Source organism: Methanolobus chelungpuianus (genome assembly GCF_024500045.1).
Classification (GTDB): Archaea; Halobacteriota; Methanosarcinia; order Methanosarcinales; family Methanosarcinaceae; genus Methanolobus; species Methanolobus chelungpuianus.
Map to the genome: position 1 here is coordinate 37726 of NZ_JTEO01000010.1, position 21502 is coordinate 59227.

The window sequence follows — 21502 nt, forward strand, 5'->3', positions numbered from 1 at the left end:
TTTATATAAAAGGTAGGGTATCGGTAATTTCACAGGAGACAGCATGTTCTTAAGAAAGAATACAGAGAAAGCACTTGCAATCGCCACTGCAGCCCTTATGGCACTTGCTGTGGGGATGATATTATTCTACCTGCCGGAAATGAGAAGCGGCACGGGCCAGGTGCTGGACAGCAGCTTCAATATATTCTATTTCCATCTTCCCATCGCATTCATGGCATACTTCTCTTTCATTATCGTGTTCATTGCAAGCATCATGCAGCTCAGCCAGAACAGCAGCAGATGGGACATGACAGCACTCTCCGCCGCGGAGGTCGGTGTCGTTTTCGCCTTTCTGGTATTGCTCACAGGTTCCATCTGGGCAAAGGCGACCTGGGGCTGGTACTGGGTCTGGGAGCCCAGGCTTACCACCTCCCTTGTGCTTCTGCTGGTCTATCTCGCGTACCTGATGCTGCGCCAGGCTATCGGGGAGCCTGAGAAGAGAGCCAGGCTTGCCGCTGTTTTCGGCATAGCCGGTTTTGTTTCCGTGCCACTGAGCTTCCTTTCCATCCGCCTCTGGCGCTCCACACACCCATTGATGTTCGGCTCCTCTGCATATGGAGGCTCCGGAGGAGGGCTTGAAGGTACAAGTCTCCAGTTGACCCTGCTTGTTAACATTCTTGCGTTCTTCATGCTCTTTGTCACACTGCTTGCATACAGGGTCCGCAATGAGGAACTCCGGGAAGAGTTGCGGGCACAGTATGAATAGCCGCGTATACATGCAGGATATCATCCGGTGCGTCTGAAGAAAAAGATATAAATCACTGGCTTCAATACCTCGTCATGTTGTTCGAACCGATGAACTTATGCGGATTCGGGACCCGCAATCATTTTGTACGCTCTGCGACCCACGAATGGATGGCCGAAGCTGACGGGACGCCCACCCCCAGGATAGGCGACATGTATGAAGAGCTTGCCAGGAACGAGACGGGTCTTATCATCACAGGCTACGCATATGTAAACCCAAAAGGAAAGAGCGACAATTTCCAGCAGGGAATATATGACGACAGGTTCATCGGGCCTTACAGGGACATTGTTTCCAGGGTCCATGCACAGGGCGGCAGGATAGTGCTCCAGGTGGTCCACGGCGGCAGGCAGACTATGATAGGCGCCGAAAATCCCTATGCTCTTGCCCCTTCTGCTGTTACTGTGAAAGGAACCGGAATCACACCTGAAGAAATGAGCGAGCATGATATCCTGGAAACAATAGAAGACTTCGCACAGGCAGTAAGGAGAGCAAAAGAAGCAGGGTTCGATGCCGTGCAACTGCATTGTGCACACGGGTTCCTGCTGAGCAATTTCATCTCGCCATACACCAACCGCAGGAAGGACAGATGGGGAGGCAGCACTGTAAAGCGCACACAGGTGATCCTTGATATCATCAACAGAGCCAGGGAATTGGCAGGAAACTATCCGATAATGATAAAACTGAATGTCACCGACGACTTTCCAAAAGGATCCAGGGGCAATTCCCTTGATGTCCCCGAATCTGTAGAGATAGCAAAGATACTTGCAGAAGGCGGTGTTTGCGCCATCGAGGTCAGCGGGGGTATTGCAGATGCAGGGGACGAGATGTTCAGGACTAAAATAAGTTCGCCGGATGAAGAAGCTTACTACAGGGAATATTCCAGGATGCTTAAGGAAGCGGTGGATATCCCTGTGATACTTGTAGGTGGCATCAGGTCCAGGGCAGTCATGGAGATGCTGCTTGAACAGGAATACGCTGATATGGTATCCCTGAGCAGACCTTTCATCGCTGAGCCGGATCTGGTTATAAAGCTGAAGAACGGGCAGACCGAAAAGGCAAAATGCGTTTCATGTAACCTATGCTCGGACAGCAGCGGCATCAGATGCAAATACTTCAAAGACTGAGGCTTAAGCCTGAATGCAGATATTGTCTTCCGGCTCAAGTCTCATGAGACGGTCCACCAGCTCCCGGTGGTCCCGGAAGAGGAGATCTGCTCTTTTAAGCTTCCCGGATTCCAGGTAAGTAGGTACTCCGACACAGCAGAGTCCGGCACTTAAGGCCGAATCCACGCCCATTGGCGCATTTTCCACAACGAAGCACTCATCCTTGCCTATTTTCAGCATAGCGACAGCTTTGAGATATGGATCAGGAGCAGGCTTGCCGTGCCTCACGTCATCTCCTGTGACAATTACATCAAAGACCCCCGGGAACTTACTCTCCATTATATCGTAAACTATAGGCTTATCCGAACCCGATACCACAGCAAGCAGGAACTTCTTCTTAAGTTGGTGGAGGCAAGCCTCCATTCCCCCGAACACCCTGAGCTCTGCAATGCGCCTGAACTCTCCTACGTACTTTTCTACAATAGAGCCGACGTCATATTTTGAGGGTTCGTTAGTCTCCTTTTCCAGCAGGAACCTGACAACATCCCCGGTCTTTTCGCCTTCCCTCTCGTAGATGTCCTGCGGATCGATGGAAATACCAAGCTCATTGAACACATTTTCCATCGCCCGTGCGTGGTATGGCATTGAGTCGGTCAATACTCCGTCCATGTCAAATATGACTGCTTTTAGCACTTGTTTATCCCCGGCTGTAGTTTATCGCGTTTCAGGGACATCATGATGTCATAATATAAATAGTAAAGTCTAAAATACTAGATTCCCATATTACTTTTCTTATGAGACTGGATGCATATCTTGTGGAGACCGGGCATTTCAAATCCCGTGCAAGGGCAAAGGCCGCGATACTTGAAGGAAATGTCTGCGTAGGCGGCACTATTGTAAAAAAACCCTCAAAGGACATAAGTGCCGGTGAAGTCGTCCTTGTAGAGGAAGGCCTGGACATGCCAAAGGGATACTTCAAGCTCAAAAGGATACAGGAGGCCACCGGGATCATCAGTGAGGGAGACAGCGTGCTTGATCTTGGATCAAGTGCCGGAGGATTTGTTACCTTTGCCTCGGAGATAGCTGCCAGGGTGCGGGGCGTTGAGTTCAGCAGGGATTTCAGGACCGAGCTCAAAAAGATAGAACATGAGAGAGAAAACGTTTCTATCGTATTTGCAGACGTGTTCCGGGCTCCACTAAGGGAACTCTCCCCGGATCAGGTGGATGTCCTGCTTATTGATATGACACTCGAGCCCCTTGATTCGGTCCAGGCCCTGGAGAGAGTATCACCCCTGCTCAAAATCGGCGGTAAGCTCCTGCTGGTCATCAAGATATCGGACAAGGAAGACAGTGGGCCTTTCATTGAGATGGTGGGGGCTGGCGGGTTCAGGATACTCGAAGTAATAGACCCGGAGCAGATGGAGATCTACATCATAGCCGAGAAAACGGATACCTGAAGAGGAGCATGACATACAGGATACTTGGAAATGGAGAGCCGGTAAGACTTCTTGTAGCCGGCCTCCATGGCAGCGAATGGAAGGATACATCTGACATACTTGAAAATATCCGGGCGCCGAAGGAAGGGACTCTGGCAGTGATCCCTGTAGTAAGCAAAGGCAACTACGTGTCAACCCTGGACGACACGTATTTTACAGGCATCGGCCAGCCGATCATAGAAGCAGTTGAAGGGCTGCGCCCCTGTATTTATATCGAGCTGCATTCATACTCTGCAAAGAACCTCGCAGCCCTTACCGATCCTGACAGGCTGAATATCTCGGGTGTGCCCCCTTTCAGCAGGCTGGACCATGACGTGCTGCTGGGCTCCGTGGGCCCCTTTATCCGCAGGAAATACTTCCCGCCGCAGGCCCTGTGCCTGACATTTGAGATACAGAAGGATAATTCCCTCTCAAAACTGCATGCATCTGAACTCATAGATATCGTTAAGGAGTGCATATCCAAGGAGGAGTTCATCAGGTTCATGTTCGGACGTTACCCAAAACAGGCAGAGAACGTCATCAGGGATTACAGGAACTTCTACGGCATGCAGGATAACCTGGAAATGTTCATGAAAAAACAAGTTGGAAGGGACAGGAAATGATAAGAGGCCACGCCTCTTACATTCCCATTCCGCTCATATCGTAATTGTGGATGTTGTGCTCGGGAGCTACATCCATCATGGCCTTTTCCCTGGCACGGAGCATGTCGTCGACGCGCAGGACCATGGTTGCCACTTCGGTAGCTGACTTGATGGCCTGGGTCTTCACCCTGAGAGGGTCGGTGATGCCCATTTCGTACATGTTGGAAGCGTCGCCGGTCTCCACATTGAGGCCTGCATGCTTCATTGAGCCGTGACTGGCACGCAGCTTAAGCAGGATATCGATCGCATCAAAGCCACAGTTCTCTGCTATGGTCCTTGGGATCTCCTCCACGGCTGATGCGAAGGCGTTGATGGCCATCTGCTCGCGGCCCTCCACGCTTGAAGCGTATGCGCGCAGCTTCTGTGCAACCTCTATCTCGGATGCTCCTCCGCCGGGGACTATTGTACCGTCCTCGAAAACGCATTTTACAACACGCAGTGCATCGTCAAAGACACGCTCGATATTGTCGGTCACATGCTCGGAGCCGCCTTTGATGAGGATGGTCATGGTCTTTGCATCCCTGAAGCCCTTGATATAGGTCTTTTCCTCATACAGATCCTCCTGCTCCACAAGTTCGGCATATCCGAGGTCATCAGCGGTCATTTCCTGGACATTCCTCACAAGGGATGCACCTGTTGAGCGTGTGAGTTTGAGCATATCCTCTTCCCTGACACGTCTCGTGGCGTACACGCCTGCTTCCTTGAAGAAGTGCAGTGCATAATCGTCCATGGCCTTGGAACAGAACACGACGTTGGCGCCGGTATCAATGATCTTCTGTATAGTGTTCCTGAAATTGGCCCTCTCCTGCTCCTTGAATTCCTGGAGCTGTTCAGCCCGGTCAACCATAAGCTTGGACTTGGTCGAGGTCTTGCCGAAATTAAGCTCGGTGTCGATAAGCGCGATCTTCGCATTCTCTATGCGGTGGGGCATCTCGGGATGGAGTGCCTCCTGCCTTATGGATATGCCGTTTATGAGCTCGGTGTCATCGATGGTACCGCCCACTTCCTTTGCGATCACAATGTCATCATCTATGTTGACCTTGCCATCCTGCTCTATTGCAAGTATGGCATCCACGCATATGCCTGCAAGGTGATCATTTGCCATCTCGGATGCCTTACCGGTGATGGATGTCATTGCGATTCTCTTCAGCGCCTCCCTGTCATTCCTATCTACCTTGATGGCATAGTCCTTGAGGACCTGCAAAGACTTTTCTGATGCCATGCTGAACCCTTTGACAATAACCGTCGGGTGAACTCCCAGACCTACAAGCTCCTGCGCTTTTTCAAGCAGGGCGCCTGCCATGACCACTGCACTGGTCGTACCGTCCCCGGCTGACTTCTCCTGGGTGCTGGCTACTTCCACGATCATTTTTGCCGTGGGATGCTCGATGTCCATTTCCTGCAAGATGGTTGCGCCATCGTTGGTGAGAGTGATGTCGCCTATCACATTGACAAGCATCTTGTCCATGCCTTTCGGGCCAAGGGTCGATTTGACTATGCTTGCAACGGCTTTAGCTGATGCGATATTGACTGATAATGCATCTTTCCCAGTGGTGCGCTCTTTACTTGGATCTATGATAATAACGGGCTGACCGCCATATTGTCCTGCCATGCTTCCAAACCTCCAATCAACAGAATTGATATGATCGTAATTACGTAATCTATGAGTGAAACTAACTGTATGTGGTTCTATAAAAATGTTTCGGCTACTTATCATATCGCAGGGAATTCAAAACATTTAACATATAAATGGTTGTTATCCAGACCATGCTTACTTTCATAGGACTGGGTCTTTTCGATGAAAAGGATATCTCTCTAAAAGGTCTCGAGGCCATAGAACAGGCAGACATTGTTTTTGCGGAGTTCTACACCTCTGTGCTCATGGGCGCCACCGTGGAAAAACTTGAGAAGCTCTACGGGAAGAAGGTCCATGTCCTCTTGAGGGAAGAAGTGGAGCAGGATCCTCACTGGCTTGACCAGGCACAGGAGCAGGATGTCGTGTTCCTTACAGGCGGTGACACCATGGTATCGACCACCCACGTTGACCTGCGCCTGAGGGCACAGGACAAAGGCATCACCACCAGGCTCATCCATGGGGCATCCATCACATCAGCTATCTGCGGGCTTTCCGGGCTGCAGAATTATCGCTTCGGGAAAGCTTCGACCATACCCCATCCATATACCAGCAGCAGAGGCGTTACAGTCATTTCCGAAACACCCTATGAGACAATAAAGCTCAACAAGCAGCATAATCTTCATACATTGGTATTCCTGGACATCGATAAGGAAAAAGGGTACATGACAGTGAACCAGGCACTTGAGCTGTTATTGAAGGTGGAGGACAAAAGAAAGGAAGGAGTAATGAACAATGCACTTGCGGTAGGTATCGCCAGGGCAGGCTCCCCAGGGCCAGTAGTGAAGGCTGGCTACGCACAAATGCTCAGGGAGAGCGATTTCGGCAGTCCGCTGCATATACTTGTTATTCCTGCGTCACTGCATTTTATCGAAGCAGAAGCCCTTGTCAAGCTTGCAGGTGCTCCCTCTTCGCTAATGGAAGAGAGCAATGACTGAGAAGCAGAGCTTATGGAAGAACATGAACCCTGCATCCGGGGAAAATATAATAATACGTGTGAATCATATAATAAAGACCAAGAATGAGGGATGAAAAATGGTTCGAGGTTCAGTAGGCGTTATCTTTGGAGAGACAGGAACCCTTGATTTCAAGTTGCTTGTCTCAGACAGTACAGCGGTCCACAGAGGCGCATATATCAAAGCCTGGCACGAGACCGACGGCTGGGTACTCGCGCAGGTGTTATCTATCACACGTTCAAGCGATTCCTTCACACTGGAGGAAGCAAAGAGCGGACAGCGTAAGGACAAGAGCGATGACAGGATAGTGGCAGAGGCCACGGTTATCGGCACCCGTGACAGCGAAGGCATGCTCAGGTCCCCTGTTATTCCTTTCAGCCCCGGCGACCTTATATATGTTGCCGACGAGGGGCTCATACGCTCAGTACTGGGACTCTCGGGCGAGGATATGAACATCGGCCTGCTGGAAGGCACTAGCATCAGAGTCCAGTTAAGCGTCAACAGCCTTGTGCAGAAACACTGCAGCATACTTGCCAAGACAGGAAGCGGTAAGTCCTATACTGCCGCCGTGCTGCTGGAAGAGCTGCTTGACCGTGACATACCACTCCTTATATTAGACCCGCACAGCGAATATGCGTCCCTCAAGGTCGAAGCGCCCGAGGATGCAGAAGCTTTCAAGAAGTTCGGCGTGACCTCGAAGTCCTATGCTGACAGAGTTACAGTGTACACCCCCGCCAGCAAGGCAATAAACCCCGGTGCTGATGAGCTTTTCAGGCTCAATGGCATCAACCTCACAGTAAAGGACCTGACCTCCATCTTCCCGGAGAACTTCAACACCACACATACCGGAATACTCTACGAGGCTATACAGAAGCTGCGGGCCGAGATGGAAACCTACACGCTTGAAGACATCATCTTCGCGGTAAGCAACGACAAGAGCAAGGCTAGGTGGAATGTCATCAGCATGCTTGAGAGCATTAACGAGACAGGCATCCTCTCGCCAAATCCCACACCAATAGAGGCGCTTGTACGAAAGGGCAGGGCTGCCATACTTGACTTCAAGGGAGTGCCTCCGGACATGCAGAGCATGATAGTGTCCCAGATCTGCTCGGCACTGTTCGAGGCAAGAAAACTGGACCGCGTGCCCCCCGGAATGCTGGTTGTGGAGGAAGCCCACAACTATGCGCCTGAAAAGGGTTTCAGCAAGACTGCCAGTACCGATATCCTCAGGACCATTGCATCCGAGGGCAGGAAATTCGGTCTTGGCATGATGGTGATATCCCAGCGCCCTGCAAGGGTCGACAAGAACGTCCTCTCCCAGTGCGGCACCCAGATCATCATGAAGGTCACAAACCCCAACGACCTCAAGGCCATCAGTAAGGGTCTCGAGGGCGTGAGCTCATATGTGGAGGACGAGCTTATGCGGCTTCCCCCGGGTGTTGCCATGCTTGTGAGCAATGACATCGAGAGACCCATACTTGTCGATATCAGGATAAGGAAGTCAAAGCATGGAGGAGAATCCGTGAACGTGCTCAAGGCGGCGAAGGCAAAAGGCCCGGCACCAGCGCCCGAAGTTGCAACAAAGGTCCCGGTCGCCAAGGCCCGGGAGACCCACGTGCCAACAACCCATGTGCCGACGACACCTGTTACTGCAAAGCCCCCGGTGCAAGTGGAAGCTCCGCCTGTCCAGGAGCAGGAACAACCTACCAGCCCGCCCCCGAAGAGACAGCCCTCACGCCCTCCAAGGAATGAGGGAGGCAAACTGTTCACAAGAATATTCGGCAGCGGTAAATGAAATAAAGATATCTGGCGATATGAGATGGCTGCGGAACTGAATGAAAAGGTTAAGAGATATGAGGGACTATTGAGGGCTGCGCTTGAGAAAGCCGTTATCGCGCCCATTGACAGGTCCCACATGTACACTGTGGCTACGGACTACCGCACCATGGCTGCATCGTACTACAATGACGGGCTGCATTTCATGGAAAATGACGATCCGGTGAACGCACTGGTATGTTTCAGCTACGGGCATGCCTGGCTGGATGCCGGTGCACGGCTTGGCCTGTTCAATGTGGACGACGATGTCCTATTTACCATTTGAACGATTAGTATCGATTAATAACTGAAGAAGAAGAGACGTGAATCGGAGAGAAACTATGACGAATTATCATGTTACGCTTGAAGCTGCCTGGTTGGTAAGAGACGTAAAATCCGGTGATGATGCCATCGGTGTTGCAATTTCCGAGGCAGGCAAGCGCCTGAACCCTAAACTGGATTATGTGGAAGTGGACATCGGCACCACATTCTGCCCCTCGTGCAATGAACCTTTCAGCAGCGTTTTCGTTGCAGCCAACACAGCCATTGTGGGACTTGTCCTTGAGATGAAAGTATTCGATGCGGAAAGTAAGGAGCATGCAGCAAGGATAGCTAAATCCGTCATCGGCAGGGCATTACGTGATGTGCCCCTCGATGTTGTTGATGTTGAAGAGTTCGAATAAGGGGCAGGCCAAAAAATGGAAAGTGTTATCACCATCGTCGGACACGCAGCCATAGACCTTCTCTTCGATGTGGAGAACATCGCTGTGCACGACGAATCACAGCCCATAACAGAGTACCACGAGTATTTTGGCGGAGGCGCTGCCAACATTGCCATAGGGATAGCAAGACTTGGCGGGAGCTGCCAGCTCATAGCTGCAGTGGGAGGGGATTTCTCATCAAGCGGCTATGAAAAGGAATTGCAGGACCACAGGGTAGATCTCTCGCTCCTGTACCGGTATCCGGATGAGAAATGCACAAGGGCCTTTGTGTTCACTGACAGGGAACACCGCCAGAGCACATACTTCGACTGGGGCGCATCCGTGCACCTGCAGGAACTGGAAGCCCCGACGATCGATTTCGTTCACCTCGCAACGTCAGACTCGACATTCAATGCAAGAGTTGCGAAAAAGGCAAGATTCGTTTCCTTCGATCCCGGCCAGGACCTTATAACCTATTCCAGGGAGAAACTTGAGAGCATCCTGGAGAACACGAATATCCTTTTCACCAACAGGCATGAGATACAGCGTGTATGCGATATGACAGGGAAGTCATTCGAGGAGATACTTTGCATGATAGATACCGTGGTTGTGACATATGATGCCAGGGGCAGTGTGATACATCATGCAGGAGAAGTGATCAACATTCCGATAGTTCCTGTGAAGGCACTAGATCCGACAGGGGCCGGCGATGCATACAGGGCTGGTTTTCTGCTGGCCTTCACCCGCAACTTCCCTCTTGAGACCTGCGGCAGGATAGGTGCAACTGTGGCCTCCTTTGCAGTGCAGAGCATTGGCTGCCAGACAGACCTGCCATCCTGGGAAAAGATGAAGGACAGATATGAAGAGCATTTCGGGAAACTGAAAGGACCCGACTGAGTTTTACGGGTCTCCTTTTTTACTTATTTCCGGCCTTCTTTTCACTTTTCTGTTCCGGTCATGTCCCTTGCATAAAGGTTCACTTATTTTTATATAACATACTTCATAATAATTAATGAGCCACGATATGAACATACCGCATCCGGCACAGTGGTTGCACTAGTATGGGACAAAGAGCTTACAGAAGTAGAAGCTACATTGAAGGACAACTCGTTCTATGCCGATATCAAGAAAAGGATATCGGGTATTGTAAAGCCAAGGAGGGAACTCCCTGCCTACGACCTTCAGCTCCACGGACCTCTTGTGAACATCGAGACTCCGATGGGTGCAGGGAGATTGAAAGAATACTGGCAGACAGAGTGGGGCCGCCTCCCCTTCCAACAGTCCCTTATACATGTGGGCCTATCTTCTCATTGGGGATTTAATGATCAGAGAAGCAATGCTTTATGAGAAGCTGGACGATAAGAAGGTCCACTGCAAAGTGTGTGCCCAGAGCTGCACGATCTCTCCGGGGAAGAGAGGATTCTGCAGGGTCAGGGAGAACAGGGACGGTACTTTATACACCCTGAACTACAATGTTGTTTCCAGCGAGGCTCTTGATCCCATCGAGAAAAAACCACTCTTCCATTTCTATCCGGGTTCTGCGGTCTATTCCCTTGGGAGCATTGGCTGCAATTTCAGGTGCAGGCACTGCCAGAACTGGACCATATCCCAGGTAGAGATAGATACGTCCCGCTCTGTGGAAATGAGCCCTGAGACCGCAGTGTCAAGGGCGCTGCAGTACGGAGCAAGGTCCATCGCCTGGACGTACAATGAGCCGACCATATGGTACGAGTACACCTACGACTGTGCGAGACTTGCAAAGGAAGCCGGGCTTGCCACGATCTATGTTACGAACGGCTATATCACACCCGAAGCGCTGGAGAAGATATCGCCATACCTGGATGCCTTCAGGGTGGATTTCAAGGCTTTTAACAATGAGTTCTACAGGAAGATGGCCAGTGCTAGGCTTGAGCCAGTGCTTGAGGCTACAAAGATGGCGCACGGGCTGGGGATGCATATTGAAGTGGTCAACCTTGTGATACCCACCCACAATGATGACCCCGGGGAGCTTCGGGCTATGTCAAGATGGATTTACGAGAACCTCGGAGCTGATACACCCATACACTTCACGCGCTTCCATCCGTACTACCAGCTCACCGACGTGCCTCCAACCCCATTGAAAACCCTTGAGATGGCATATGATATTGCAAAGGAGGAGGGACTGCACTATATCTACATCGGTAATGTGCCGGGCAGTGGGAAGGAGAGCACTTTCTGTCCTGAGTGCAACCAGCTGCTGATAAAAAGAGGTGTGTTCGACATGGAAGAGTACAATATCACAGATGACAAGGCCTGTCCTAATTGCGGAAAGGACATATGCATCTTTGAAGAGGATGCAGGCGATGCAAAAACATGTTGATAATGTCCAGTTTGACAGAAATTACAATGTCACCTGTTACAGGATAAAATAGTTACTTTCAGCCATACCCCTTTGTTTCCGGTGGAACATATATTCTGTAAGATATATGATTATCATCATTATCATGATGTGACAGTCAGCATTTATTGCAGGGTATTGCGAGAATGTGCCTGAAAAAACAGGAAAAACATGCCATCAATCAAAACCTTTAAAAACAATAAGTGCATTAAGAGGATTCGCGCGTTGGCGCCACCGAAAAGCCGCAATAACTCAGTTGGTAGAGTGTCTGGCTGTTAACCAGAATGTCACAGGTTCGAGCCCTGTTTGCGGCGCTCTAAATCTTTTTTCATAACGGGCCTGTAGCTTAGCCAGGTTAGAGCGCTCGGCTCATAACCGAGCGGTCACCGGTTCGAATCCGGTTAGGCCCACTTAAAAACTTTAGATAGTCCTCGCTAGACTCTGTTTTTTGATGAGTTGTTTTAAAACTGCACCCCTCAACATAACCTGCCATTTCTCATCAGAAATTTCTCTGAACTTCATTCACATCTTCATCTTAATTCGTGGCAAGAAAATAGTTATAATTTCATTACGGCTCTGCTTTGGGTGCCCTTTTTTAATTCAATCCACCATAGTTACATACATATGAGTTTCATGTAGTGCCCATTTTATCAAAAATATGTCGTTTTTTCTGGCATCATGACATCCACACCGCTCCACAGCCTCGTATTTCCTATCTCACTCAACACCTACGACCTCTGACAAGAAACAGTGCGAACAGAGTCAACGATTTATTTTTCTATGGTTGGAAAAGAATCAATTATAAGGAGTAAAACTAGTGGAAAGAGCTATTAACACTGAAAATAATAATCTTAGAAGGAAGACGAAAGTGGCCTTTTAAATGAAACAGCAAATCCCCACCCCCAATTACCACAAACTAATCCGCCATGCATTTGCATTTTTTAGGTGAACGGAAGTGCTCAAAACATCCTTCTTCCAGAAGAATCTCGTTTTCCATACTCCTTATATGGCGAATGATATCCTCATAAGCTTTGGATGTTTCATGGAGCTTGAACTCCTGTGATACTTTTAGCAAGAAGGACAAATTCTCAAGTAACTCCGTAGATTCGATCAGAACCATTTTACACTCCTTTAATCAGGCCGTTAATTTAAATATGTTAGTTTCGCCACTTTGACAGAGGAGGAGAGGGGTAGATTTACCCCTCAAAAAGGTGTTTAGCATTCCGAACAAGTGTCTTATGCAAACAATGCATTGATCTTGTTCACAGCATCCCCTGCGTTCTCAGCATAGATGTCTGCACCGATCTTCTTTGCCCAGTCCTGGGTCACAGGTGCACCGCCAACCATGGTCTTGACATTGTAGCGGAAGCCTGCCTCTTTCAGCTGTTCTTCGATCTGTATCTGACTGACCATAGTGGTTGTCATGAGTGCTGATGAAGCTACAACATCTGCTTTAGTTTCCTTTGCCTTCTCGACATAGGATTTTATCGGGACATCCCTTCCAAGGTCCACAATCTTGAATCCTGCTATCTTGAGCATTGTTGCCACAATGTCCTTTCCAATGGAGTGTATATCACCTTCAATTGTTCCAATGACAATTGTACCCCTGGACTTAGTTTGAGCACTGGTTTTCTCAAGTTCAGGTGTTAGAATGGTAATCGCTGCCTGCATTGCATCAGCTGCTGCAATAACGTGAGGGAGAAACAGCCCTCCTGCCCCGAACCTCTCACCAACATCCGTCATTGCTGCTGTGAAACCTTCCTCTATGAGCTCGGCAGGATTAATTCCCGCAGCAAGTGCTTCCTCAGCAACCTCTGTTGCCATTTCATCATCAAATTCCATAATCGCTTCTTTTGCTTTCGCAATGATCTCTTCTTTTGTAACCATAATATTACCTCGTTTTACCAGTTAACGATCCGTTAGTTTCCTGCAACCATTTTGTCTATTTTCTTAACGATAGCCTTCATATCCTTGAGGATATCAGCATCTATAGGCTTGACCTGATGGTTCTGCAGTATGTCTGTTACTTTGTCATGCGCCGCACTTGCCAGATCCTTTGAACCCGCTCTCTGCCAGTCCCCGATCATCTGCCTGTTAATTACAGAGGGATGGGAGGGGAGACTGATGTTCTTCAGTGTCGTCTTGTGCGCAAGGAAGTGGCCGCCAAATCCTGTATCCCTGATAGCCTTGTAGGCAAGTGTGTCTTCTGTCACAGGGACACCGTCCCTGGATTTCATTATCATACCTATGAAATCATTGTCCATCACAAGCTGTTCAAGCGAAAAGGTCATACCGAGCTCAAGCATACCTGCACCATATATCACACTGGCACCTGCATATGCGGGAATAAGGCCGGTAATGGTTTTCTCATGTCCAGCCTGGGCATCAGGTAGCTTCGAGTCTGCCTACGAGCCTGCTACAATGCAAGGCAGACCATAATACTGTGCCAGCTTTGCAACCCCTGCGCTTATCATTGCAAGTTCTGGAGAACCTACAGGGGCTGTACCGCCTTTTATGTCAAATGCAGTTGTGGAACTGCCATATTGAGTGGGATGCCCAGGTTTGAAAAGTTGGGTCAAAACCACACCGGCAAGCACTTCGGCATTATGGGTCACAAGTGTTCCTGCTATGTGTACTGGAGATGATGCCGCACTCATAGCCATGCTCAGAACCATCATTGGTATACCATACTTCGTAGCCTGGAGCGCCATCTCACATATAGCATAGTCCAGTTCCAGAGGACTTGTTGGACAAGAACCGACTGTAAGCAGTGGCTTTTTCACGGCCTCTTCCTCATCTCCACCATAGACAGCCTTGACTAATTCAAAGTAATATGGCATTTTCTCGGGCTCAGGGTCTACCATAATATGTTTTGAACAATTCTCCATAACTGCCAGCACTTCATGCATGGTCCTGGAGACCGGCTGGGTGGCTATATCTATTGCAGAGACAGGAGAGCAAAGATAACTTATATTAGGTGCCCAGTCCACAACTTTAGAGATATTTGCAAGATCCTGTAGAGTGCTGTCCCTTACATGATAATCATTAGGTCCTCTATAATCAGCCACTTTGGTTCCGATACCAAAATTAGTCCATCTTACTTCTTTTCCGTCGCTTGTCAGAGTAGCATTATATTTTTCGTCACGGCCATAAATAGTGTATGATGAAGGAGCTGTTTTTATTGCTTTCATCACAAGTTCTTCCGGGAACCTGACAACTCTTGTCTCTTCGTTCACGTCACAGCCATTTTCCTTGAGAACTTTCCTCGCATAGTCGTGCGAAATCCTAATTCCTGGATCAGCCAGCACTTTAAGTGTTGTCTGATGAATGGCTTCAATGTCCTCTTTGTCGAAGAGTTCGAATTTAATTCCATTAGTCAAATTTTCACCTCTATTGTTTTAAGTTTTTTAAATATGTACTCAGCTAATGCTAAGCAACGATAAGCCCGGATAATGCCGAGCTATCAACTTGATTTCAGCCTTCAGACTGTTTACGTTGAAAGTGGAGCGTGTTTTTCATACTCCACCGTAAATCCCGTCCATAAATTTGAATTGCTATTAATCCACCCTTCCAATTCCTTCAACAGCCGGCGCACAGTCACGAGTACATTCCATCGCGGAATCGCATCCGCTATCCCAATACATGACAAATGTACCAATAACCGCAATGCTTGCACCAACGATAATTCCCCACCCAATGGGAACTCCCATGAAAATAGATAGACTGAGGATTGCAAAGACAACGTAGAGTGTACCAATGCTCAGGCCACGTCCTACTCCAATGAGGGGATAAGCCTTGTACAAAGCTATATAACAAACACCAAGTGACAAAGCCGCAATTGTCAACCATATAAGGAAAGAAGGACTTGTAAATGTGCCCACCAATGCTGTTGTCATCACATCAAAGCCAAATAAGAACATCGAAACAGGAACAAGTATAAGGGACCAGATCAGTGCCTCGGATATGAACCTCACAACAAGACCTGTGTCTGCATCAGTCATGTCCAGCACACGAGCAGCAATAGCACCTTCAAGACCCCAACCTATGGCAGACATGATACCTCCAAGGTAGCCAAGCCATACTCCATCTGGAGATGCAGGGTTCATTATCTCAGCCATCATCTGTGAAGGATTCCAGATGAAGATACCACCAAAAAGGATCAATCCGATACCTATCCAGACCCTCCTCGTGATGTTCTCGCTATACCAAACTTTTGCAGCAAAGGCACCCACAACACTACAGAGCAGAGCAGCAGATGCTGAAAAAGCAGCACCGATGTAGCCAACTGCAAGAGTAGAACCAAATATTGCTATCGGGCCACCAAAAGCAGCAGCAAAAACATACCATTTGGATATCTTATAAGCTCGAAGCGTCCGTGGAATATCTGCGAGTTTACCCAGACTTCCGGACCATACAATTGCAAGAACTATGCTGAATGCTATGGCCATTGCAGTAGTTATGCAGATGGTTGCAACGAGGAATCCTGCACTTCCGTCGGGGAAAATCGAAAAATCACCGATCGGTGGAACAATCCATAACATCGAAATTGCCACATATCCAAGACCCCAGAGCACTGCACAGGTAAATGCCCAGATAAAGCCCCATTTTACACGGCTTTTGTTCTCACTTCTTATAATTTCCTCTATATTATCGACCATACTTTCTACCTCCAAAATATAGAGAATGAATTTGAGTTCATCCTCCAACTCCAGTCATATCTTTTTTGTAAAAGTACGTCCGATGTAGAGAGCCAGCAGGTCAAGTAACAGAATCAGTACGAGATATACGTAGTCAGCTCCTGCAAATGCCCATATGCCTTCAATATGGAACATAGTTCAGGCCTCCAGTAATTCTTCAATACGTGCCTTTCCAAAGTCACTTATATCGTATCTGTACAGCACCTTACCTTTTGCAAAGTGACTGCCATCGTCTGCTTCCGCTTTAACGATATTGAATATACCGCCGCAGGAAAGCTCAACCATCCAGAAGCGAACCATCCATTTCCAGTAGTCGCCAGACTTGCCGTACTCTGCAAGAAGTTTATCTATGAGTTCATAGTCCCATGACTCGCCGCCTTCATTAAGAAGTTGAATAAGCCTTGTTTTCATAGGTAGAGTTGTCACATTATCACCTCTTTAAATATTCTAATTTCAATCTTAACGGGTAGACTCCATCAGTGATTCACCACTGTCGCCATACATAACAAATATTCCAGCCATTGCAAGACCTGCACCAACGATGATCCACCATGCAGTTGGAATTCCCATGAAAACGTACAATCCGATGATGGCAAAGAGCACATAAAGTGTAGAAATGCTCATTCCACGTCCAACACCAATTAAAGGATAGGTCTTCCACATGAACACATATGAAAAATTAGCAGTCAGGCCGATAATTGCAGCCCATATGAGGAAGGAAGGACTTGATATGGTTGCAGCAAGGGCCGTAATTACTACACCCGGACCAAGAAGCAACATGTAGATAGGCCAGATGACAACGCTCCATACAAGAACCTCACCTACGAAACGAGTATGCAGGCCTGTATCTGAATCTGTAAGATCAATAACGCGACCGGCAATTGCTCCTTCAAGGCCCCATCCGATTGTCGCTGCAAAAGCACCGAAATAACCGAGCCACATTCCTTCAGGAGCTGATGGGTTTGTGATCTCTGCAAGGGTCTGGATAGGATTCAGTATAAAAATACCACCAATAACCATGATTCCAATACCCATCCATGCCCTCTTGGTGATATTTTCGCCATACCATAGCTTGGCAACAAAAGCACCGACTACAGCTGTAAGAAGTGCGGCAGAAGCTGAAAATGCTGCACCAACATATCCTACAGCCAATACACTACCATAAATCGCAAATGGTCCACCAAGAGCTCCTGCAAAAGCATACCATTTGGAAATCTTAGTAGTGCGAATTGTTCTTGGGAGATCTGCAAGTTTACCAGTTCCACCAAGGTAGAATAGACTCAATATAATAAATGCGATCGTTATCTGAACTGTCATCATTGCAGCGGCTGCCACCAGCATACCCATTGCACCTTCCGGAAATGCCGACATAGTATCAAAAGGAGGTACCATCCACACTACCGTTAAAGCTACGTATGCCAGTCCCCAAAGAACAGCACAGATTATTCCTATAAGGAAACCCCATTTGATTCTGTTCTTACTTTCTTTTTGGATAAGTTCATTCAAGTTTACCATAATAATTACCTCATTCAAAATCGGTCGTAATCCGGAGAACGTGCATATCCAGACACAGGAGGTGGTTTTATGTTAGGGAAGTGTGGAGTATGGAAAGATGTGCATATTCCCCGAATCACGGCATTATTCATTATATCAGACAATATTGAGTTAGGTTAACCTCCGGTTTACCTAAGCAAGTCGACACTAGGAATCTTGATGTCGAGCAGTTCAGCAATCTTTGCTTTAGCCTTGAGGCCCTTTGGCTGACCAGGGACAGCATTGATTGTTCCAATGCCAAGTTCCTCCCTGATTTCTTTCATTGCATATTCGTCTGAAAGCGTGAATACATCCGTTCCAAGCTTCTTGGCTACGTATTCTTTTGCTTCCTTCAGGCGCATACCTTTGAGCTGCATCCTCATTACAAGGTCACCAGCAGTTCTTATTCCGTGCATTCCGACAGACATCTCATTGGTTATGAGGAAACCCACTGGGTCTCCAAGCCCGCACTATATACCATCAGCACGGCCAACTTCTACAAGGGCCTTTGCTGCTCTGGAAACCGCATCGATAGGTGGTATCTCTACCATTGGTGCACCACATACACCCATACCGAGGTTGGGGTGTATTGGAATATTTGACTGTTTGGAGCACTCCTTCATGACAGCCACTGTCTTTGCTACGTTCCATGCGACAGATTTCTTGGTGCTGGTATTCACAACAGGACCACAAATGCTTGCTCCGGCCTTTTCTGTAACCTTTACCTGATCGTGAGGCATCATTCCGGCAAGTATTTTACCATCATACTCAAGTTCTCCGTGCATACCTAGAACAAAATGGTTTGCCATGTTAATTGCCACTCCCATATCAGTTTCTTCTTTTATTTTCTCAGTTGCCTTAAGCACAGCAAGAAACTCCGCATCTCCAGCGGCTGCAGTTGTATCGATGTTAAGGGCATCTGCTCCAACCGTTGCCGCATTTCTAGCTACAAAAGTGATGTCTTTGATTGAACTTGGGACTATATTCTCGTAGGTTTGTCTTGCTTCCTCTATTTTCCCAGCTGCCATGAGGTCACCACAATTCTCGAAAGGACCATCAGGTTTGTAGTATGCACCGAAGTTTGGCATAACGATATAAAAGAGCGGGTTGATGGAGTTCATCAATAGTGATTCTATTTCCTGCTGGATCTGCATTGCTGAAACGCTTTGCCCTTTTGCATTTCCTCCACGGAACGCATTCTGGACACAATCAAGACCAGTAACCCTTTCTGCTATCATATTTGCTGTTACAGTGTCTGCAGGAACTCCCACACCACCATATTCGCTAAAGTTCATTATGATGGTATCAGGTGCTACATCTGTGCTCATAACAATAAGATCCTCAGGACTGACACTTACAACTCTTTCAGGAGTAACAAATATGTCCAGAAGATGGTCAAGTTCATCATCAGTAAGGCCGGGCACCTTTCCTTTGGTTGCACCGTTGTTGGCGCCATCCTCGATTTCAACTCTCAGCTCTTCACGTGTCATTTCAACACGCCTGCCGTCACCCATTCTAGTATAGATCTTTGACATCGCTATAACCTCTCAGGGATTAGTTGCTCACCAGTTGACGGACTTTCTGGACGGCTTCACTGGCATTTTCGGCGTATGCATCTGCTCCGATCTTCTCTCTCCAGTGCTCGGTGCATGGTGCTCCTCCGACCATTGTCTTGACCTTGCAGCGCAGCCCTGCATCTTTAAGCATTTGTTCAAGTGTGGCCTGAAACTGCATGGTTCCGGTCATCAAAGCAGAGGATGCAACCACATTTGCATCAATTTCCTTGGCCTTATCTACAAAAGAAGTAAGAGGCGCATCCCTGCCCAGATCGAATACTTCAAAACCGTTTGCCTGAAGGAGGACTTTAACAATGTTCTTACCAATGTCATGCACGTCTCCCTCAACAGTTCCGATAACAACTTTTCCGGTACTTGCGGCTTTTTGTCCTGCGGGGATATGCTCCTGTACCTTTGCCACGAGTTTGGTCATCAGGGATGATGCCATCATTACCTGTGGGAGGAAGATCTCACCATCTTCAAAACGGTTGCCTACTTCCAGCATTCCTATTGACAGGCCTTTTTCGATTATTATAACGGGATCAAGGCCTGCTGCCAGACCCTGCTCAATCAGTTTAAGACCATCGTTCTCATTGAGATCTACAATGGCTTCTGCTAATTGGCTCAATATTGCATCGTTAGTCACTTTTTATACCTCCAGAGCTTACAACGCTGGAAAGTTACCACTACCGGGCAAATTCAGATATCCACGAACATGCGATTGTGCAAATCCCAGTCCTGTAAGCTATATAATATACCGTATCAACTAATCGTATATAGGAAAAAGGACGCTGCTAGTGTCAACTGATTTATGACATGTACATTTAACAATGTAAACTACATGATACTCAGCCAAGTGCATGTGTCTCATACTTTTGCAGAAGGTCCATGCTTTTAGTCGAGTGATCAACTCTGTGTTTAAAAGGGATTAATGAAATATCGATGATGCTACTATTGATGTAAATTGAATGCTCTTAAGGTATCTGATAAAATGTACTGATTTCAACTGTTATACCTTAACACTCAAGCTTTTGGAGATGACTCAGGATTGCGAATAAGAGTAATACATCACAATATATGAGTATATGTTTGTGTGATTTATGTTTTCTATAGCAATAGATACAGAGGCTGTCAGAAAAGTCCCTGAACAAGACGATTTCTGCTATGCGCACCTAGTTACATAGTCATGAAAAATTATAGAATCAGCATCAATAAATACTTTAATCAAAAATGGAGTTGGTGTGTTCTTGGCTATTGTTGCTAAAATTAATTCAAATTGTCATACAAACCGACTTCTCCGACAGTCTCATATATAAGGTAAATACCCACATAGAATAGGAAAATAAATTAAATACAGATTAGATTAGTTATTTACAACGTAAATCAACACTCTGGGTTATTTGATTAAAATGCAGGCATCACCGATAAATTTCGTCTGGCTCTCAGAAAAAAGGAGAAGCCTTTTGTACTATTTACAAAACGGTCCAAAGGACATAGAGGAGATAAAGTCACATTTTGGTGTTACTTCCAGACTAATAGTCCCCGAAATAAAGAAGATGGTAAAAGCCGGAATCATGATCGAAACTGATGGATTTTACAAGTTGTCCAATATAGGTAAACTTAATCTTGAGAGCCTAGAGGATATCATTAATACAGCAGAACTTATCGAGATAGACCCGGATTACTGGGAAAACAGCGATCTTACAGCAATACCTGTCAATCTTTACCAGAGGATTGGCAAGTTGAAGAATAGTACAATTTACAATTATAATCTTGACGACATATGTGATTGCCCTGTACAATTAAGAGAAGGCATAGGTGCATCTAAAGATGTACTTACGTTTATGCCATTTTTACCACCCCTGCAACCTTCTTTGTACTTAGGACCCATGAGTAAAGGAACACATGTAACAATGATTTTGACAAAGTCAATAATGGAAAAAATGAAAAGGGAATTCCCTTTGGAATATGAAAAGCACCTGAGATCACCAAATTGTCACTTATATCTCTGTGATGAAGATATATTAAGACCAATGATAGTTGTGACGGATAATTTTTTACTATTGGGATTCTTCAAGAAGAATGGGGTATATGGGAACAAAGAACTGATGAGCTATGATAAGAGAGCTCTCGAGTGGGGTAGAGAGCTGTGCCGCCACTACATAAGCATCTCAGAGCCTGTCAAGTAGATTCAAAAACGGAAGTACAAT

The 21502-nt window shown here is 47.3% G+C and carries 20 protein-coding genes, 2 tRNA genes and 2 pseudogenes; 14 read left to right on the top strand and 10 right to left on the bottom strand.

Translation table 11 applies throughout. The annotated features are described in order from the left end of the window. Positions 1–43 precede the first annotated feature (43 nt). Both PV02_RS12200 and PV02_RS12205 read left to right on the top strand, forming a co-directional pair. Positions 44–745: a cytochrome c biogenesis protein gene (locus PV02_RS12200; protein WP_256623692.1), complete on the top strand. Its 702-nt coding sequence runs from the start codon at positions 44–46 to the stop codon at positions 743–745. Positions 746–819: 74 nt separating this feature from the next. After that, complete coding sequence (locus PV02_RS12205) at positions 820–1908, top strand: NADH:flavin oxidoreductase (RefSeq protein WP_256623693.1); 1089 nt, start codon at positions 820–822, stop codon at positions 1906–1908. Positions 1909–1911: 3 nt separating this feature from the next. Here PV02_RS12205 and PV02_RS12210 read toward each other — a convergent pair whose 3' ends face one another. Next, positions 1912–2580: an HAD family hydrolase gene (locus PV02_RS12210; RefSeq protein ID WP_256623694.1), complete on the bottom strand. Its 669-nt coding sequence runs from the start codon at positions 2578–2580 to the stop codon at positions 1912–1914. Positions 2581–2681: 101 nt separating this feature from the next. Between PV02_RS12210 and PV02_RS12215 the strand changes: the two genes are divergently transcribed. Together PV02_RS12215 and PV02_RS12220 are read left to right on the top strand one after the other, a co-directional pair. Then, on the top strand, positions 2682–3344 hold the full coding sequence (locus PV02_RS12215) for an SAM-dependent methyltransferase (RefSeq protein ID WP_256623695.1): 663 nt from the start codon (positions 2682–2684) through the stop codon (positions 3342–3344). A gap of 8 nt (positions 3345–3352) precedes the next feature. Continuing rightward, positions 3353–3985, top strand: coding sequence for a DUF2119 domain-containing protein (locus tag PV02_RS12220; RefSeq protein WP_256623696.1), 633 nt, complete (start codon positions 3353–3355; stop codon positions 3983–3985). Positions 3986–4001: 16 nt separating this feature from the next. On the opposite strand, the gene thsA is transcribed toward PV02_RS12220, so the two are convergent. Then, positions 4002–5636, bottom strand: a complete 1635-nt coding sequence (gene thsA, locus PV02_RS12225; RefSeq protein ID WP_256623697.1) for a thermosome subunit alpha — start codon at positions 5634–5636, stop codon at positions 4002–4004. A gap of 155 nt (positions 5637–5791) precedes the next feature. On the opposite strand from thsA, the gene dph5 reads away from it, so the two are divergent. From dph5 to PV02_RS12270, 9 genes are all read left to right on the top strand, one after another. Further along, the gene (gene dph5, locus PV02_RS12230; protein ID WP_256623698.1) at positions 5792–6595 is read left to right on the top strand and encodes a diphthine synthase; all 804 of its coding nucleotides are present in this window, start codon (positions 5792–5794) and stop codon (positions 6593–6595) included. A 97-nt stretch (positions 6596–6692) separates the two neighbouring features. Continuing rightward, positions 6693–8408 (top strand): ATP-binding protein, encoded by a 1716-nt coding sequence (locus PV02_RS12235; protein ID WP_256623699.1) that lies wholly within the window; start codon positions 6693–6695, stop codon positions 8406–8408. A gap of 24 nt (positions 8409–8432) precedes the next feature. After that, a complete protein-coding gene (locus PV02_RS12240; protein WP_256623700.1) occupies positions 8433–8714 on the top strand; it encodes a DUF357 domain-containing protein in 282 nt (93 codons plus the stop codon). Positions 8715–8769: 55 nt separating this feature from the next. Then, a complete protein-coding gene (locus tag PV02_RS12245) occupies positions 8770–9111 on the top strand; it encodes a DUF555 domain-containing protein (protein WP_256623701.1) in 342 nt (113 codons plus the stop codon). Between the two features lie 15 nt (positions 9112–9126). Next, positions 9127–10026 carry a carbohydrate kinase family protein gene (locus PV02_RS12250; protein ID WP_256623702.1) on the top strand — a complete coding sequence of 300 codons (900 nt, stop codon included), beginning with the start codon at positions 9127–9129 and terminating at the stop codon, positions 10024–10026. A 150-nt stretch (positions 10027–10176) separates the two neighbouring features. Further along, positions 10177–10476 (top strand): hypothetical protein, encoded by a 300-nt coding sequence (locus PV02_RS12255; RefSeq protein ID WP_256623703.1) that lies wholly within the window; start codon positions 10177–10179, stop codon positions 10474–10476. Then, positions 10451–11488 (top strand): AmmeMemoRadiSam system radical SAM enzyme, encoded by a 1038-nt coding sequence (gene amrS, locus PV02_RS12260; protein WP_256623704.1) that lies wholly within the window; start codon positions 10451–10453, stop codon positions 11486–11488. The genes PV02_RS12255 and amrS overlap by 26 nt, the downstream gene beginning before the upstream one ends. Before the next feature lie 259 nt (positions 11489–11747). Continuing rightward, positions 11748–11820 (top strand) — tRNA-Asn (locus PV02_RS12265). A 21-nt stretch (positions 11821–11841) separates the two neighbouring features. Then, positions 11842–11916, top strand: a tRNA-Ile gene (locus PV02_RS12270). A 506-nt stretch (positions 11917–12422) separates the two neighbouring features. On the opposite strand, the gene PV02_RS12275 is transcribed toward PV02_RS12270, so the two are convergent. From PV02_RS12275 to PV02_RS12310, 8 genes and pseudogenes are all read right to left on the bottom strand, one after another. Next, positions 12423–12626 carry a hypothetical protein gene (locus PV02_RS12275; RefSeq protein WP_256623705.1) on the bottom strand — a complete coding sequence of 68 codons (204 nt, stop codon included), beginning with the start codon at positions 12624–12626 and terminating at the stop codon, positions 12423–12425. Between the two features lie 116 nt (positions 12627–12742). Further along, positions 12743–13393, bottom strand: a complete 651-nt coding sequence (locus tag PV02_RS12280; protein WP_256623706.1) for a methyltransferase cognate corrinoid protein — start codon at positions 13391–13393, stop codon at positions 12743–12745. A 32-nt stretch (positions 13394–13425) separates the two neighbouring features. Next, positions 13426–14886, bottom strand: a pseudogene (gene mttB, locus PV02_RS12285) ([trimethylamine--corrinoid protein] Co-methyltransferase). Positions 14887–15063: 177 nt separating this feature from the next. Then, on the bottom strand, positions 15064–16164 hold the full coding sequence (locus PV02_RS12290; protein WP_256623707.1) for a DMT family transporter: 1101 nt from the start codon (positions 16162–16164) through the stop codon (positions 15064–15066). Between the two features lie 177 nt (positions 16165–16341). Then, a complete protein-coding gene (locus PV02_RS12295; protein WP_256623708.1) occupies positions 16342–16629 on the bottom strand; it encodes a hypothetical protein in 288 nt (95 codons plus the stop codon). Between the two features lie 33 nt (positions 16630–16662). Next, the gene (locus PV02_RS12300) at positions 16663–17718 is read right to left on the bottom strand and encodes a hypothetical protein (protein ID WP_256623709.1); all 1056 of its coding nucleotides are present in this window, start codon (positions 17716–17718) and stop codon (positions 16663–16665) included. Between the two features lie 167 nt (positions 17719–17885). After that, positions 17886–19271: pseudogene (mtbB, locus tag PV02_RS12305) on the bottom strand ([dimethylamine--corrinoid protein] Co-methyltransferase). Positions 19272–19290: 19 nt separating this feature from the next. Continuing rightward, entirely contained in the window at positions 19291–19938 is a 648-nt protein-coding gene (locus PV02_RS12310; protein ID WP_256623710.1) for a methyltransferase cognate corrinoid protein, read from the bottom strand. Positions 19939–20701: 763 nt separating this feature from the next. Between PV02_RS12310 and PV02_RS12315 the strand changes: the two genes are divergently transcribed. Beyond that, positions 20702–21481 (top strand): helix-turn-helix transcriptional regulator, encoded by a 780-nt coding sequence (locus PV02_RS12315; protein ID WP_256623711.1) that lies wholly within the window; start codon positions 20702–20704, stop codon positions 21479–21481. Positions 21482–21502 lie beyond the last annotated feature (21 nt).